A 2,062-nucleotide genomic window follows, 5' to 3' on the forward strand; every position below is an offset into this window, starting at 1 on the left:
CATAAATTAACCTGCTTTTGATGTTGGATTGAACATATCAAAATCAGGCAATTACACAATTTTATGTACAGGCTCACCCCGTTCTGGCGAGATGTGCCACCCGAACAGGTTGCGGTCACCCAACAGCACTTTAGTACCGCCATCCCCCTCAAACGCACGGCAGAGATTGACGAACTGGCGCAGGCGTATCTGTTCCTGATGAAAAACGGTTTTATCACCGGCCAGCATATCGCCGTTGATGGCGGAATCATGCTGGGCGCATAAGTTTTCATCATATTCTTCGCAAGCGGGGAGGATTCTCCGCTTTTTTCTCGTTCCGTACCCCCGCTACGCTTTTTTTCTTCCGTTGTGCTGCGATAATTAAGCATGGGCTGACGCAAAGCCTGCATGAGGAAGAGATTATGGATTACGAATTTTTGCGCGACATTACCGGTGGGGTAAAGGTACGCATGTCGATGGGCCACGAAGCTGTCGGGCACTGGTTTAATGAAGAAGTGAAAGAGAACCTCGCCCTGCTCGATGAAGTGGAACAGGCGGCGCAAACCGTGAAGGGCAGCGAACGTTCCTGGCAGCGCGCCGGGCATGAATACACGCTATGGATGGATGGCGAGGAAGTGATGGTACGCGCTAACCAGCTGGAATTCTCGGGCGATGAGATGGAAGAAGGGATGAGCTATTACGATGAAGAGAGTCTGTCGATGTGCGGCGTAGAAGACTTTCTCAATGTGGTAGCGGCATACCGCGAGTTCCTTAAACAGCGTTAATTCCCCCTTGTATTACCGGGGCCGGTCTTCCGCATTGCCGGGAACCGGTGCTCTGTTCCTGTAAATGCGCGTAGTGAAAAACCTCAGCTGTTTTTCATATTTCCTTTTGTCGATATTTTGCGCTGCAATGGTCTTCCGGACACCTTACGGAGACGACTATGAAAGCGTTCTTTTCCCGTTACTTCTCACGCAGTTCAGCGCGCGACCAGCGCCATGATGCGGAACATAACAGCAGACGAATGATGGAGTCGCTGCTGGCCGTCGCCAGCCTGTACGGTGTTGACGTCGCCAATGTTGACGTGGAGTGGTTCCATGACCAAACAACACGCTGAGCACCGCGCGACTCGCGAAACTTACTGGAATGAGCGATGCGCTCTGGCAAACGGACCGGAGCATCCTTGCTCCGCTGCAAATTACACCGCCGGGATATTGCGCGCGTAGTAAATCTCGCGCATCTCCTTCCACAAGGCCGACGTAATCTCTTTACGTTCTTGCGCCGTCAGTTCTTCTGGTTTGGTGTGGAACATGTAGTGTTTAAGGTCGAATTCCTTAAGCAGCATCTTGGTGTGGAAGATATTTTCCTGATAAACGTTCACATCCACCATGTCATACAGCGACTTAATATCATCCGACATAAAGTTCTGAATCGAATTGATTTCATGATCGATAAAGTGCTTCATGCCGTTCACGTCGCGGGAAAAGCCACGTACGCGATAATCGATGGTCACAATGTCTGATTCAAGCTGATGAATCAGATAGTTCAGCGCTTTCAGCGGTGAAATTACCCCGCAGGTCGACACTTCAATATCTGCACGGAAGGTACACAAACTGCCCTCCGGGTGGCTTTCCGGATAGGTGTGCACGCAGATGTGGCTTTTATCGAGATGGGCGACCACGGCTTCCGGTAGCGGGCCGGGGTGCTCGGTCTTATTGATTAGTTGCGGGTCAATCGGCTCTTCGCTGACCAGAATCGTGACGCTCGCACCCTGCGGCTCGTAGTCCTGACGGGCGATATTCAGAATATTAGCGCCAATGATATTGCAGGTTTCCGTCAGGATTTCTGTCAGGCGATTGGCGTTATAGAGTTCATCGATATAAGCGATATAGCCGTCACGCTCCGCTTTCGTTTTGGCATAGCAGATATCGTAAATACAAAAACTCAGGCTCTTGGTCAGGTTGTTAAAGCCATGCAGTTTCAGTTTTTTCAATTTCGTATCTCTCCTTAGATAGTGTCGTCACAAGATTTTAGCCCAGAGAGCGATGCATCTGATCTGGACGGCAGCGAGAAATGAGGCCGT

4 protein-coding genes are annotated in these 2,062 nt (G+C 50.5%); 3 read left to right on the forward strand and 1 reads right to left on the reverse strand.

What is annotated here, in order from left to right:
• The first annotated feature begins 63 nt into the window (after positions 1-63).
• From ACSZPU_RS25295 to ACSZPU_RS25305, 3 genes are all read left to right on the forward strand, one after another.
• Complete coding sequence (locus tag ACSZPU_RS25295) at positions 64-264, forward strand: SDR family oxidoreductase (RefSeq protein ID WP_499004354.1); 201 nt, start codon at positions 64-66, stop codon at positions 262-264.
• Positions 265-401: 137 nt separating this feature from the next.
• The gene (gene yacL / locus ACSZPU_RS25300; RefSeq protein ID WP_499004355.1) at positions 402-764 is read left to right on the forward strand and encodes a protein YacL; all 363 of its coding nucleotides are present in this window, start codon (positions 402-404) and stop codon (positions 762-764) included.
• Positions 765-922: 158 nt separating this feature from the next.
• On the forward strand, positions 923-1,096 hold the full coding sequence (locus ACSZPU_RS25305) for a hypothetical protein (protein ID WP_229220472.1): 174 nt from the start codon (positions 923-925) through the stop codon (positions 1,094-1,096).
• Between the two features lie 81 nt (positions 1,097-1,177).
• On the opposite strand, the gene speD is transcribed toward ACSZPU_RS25305, so the two are convergent.
• Positions 1,178-1,972 (reverse strand): adenosylmethionine decarboxylase, encoded by a 795-nt coding sequence (gene speD, locus ACSZPU_RS25310; RefSeq protein ID WP_499004356.1) that lies wholly within the window; start codon positions 1,970-1,972, stop codon positions 1,178-1,180.
• Between the last annotated feature and the right edge of the window lie 90 nt (positions 1,973-2,062).

This window comes from Phytobacter sp. V69 (genome assembly GCF_965644215.1).
GTDB lineage: Bacteria > Pseudomonadota > Gammaproteobacteria > Enterobacterales > Enterobacteriaceae > Phytobacter.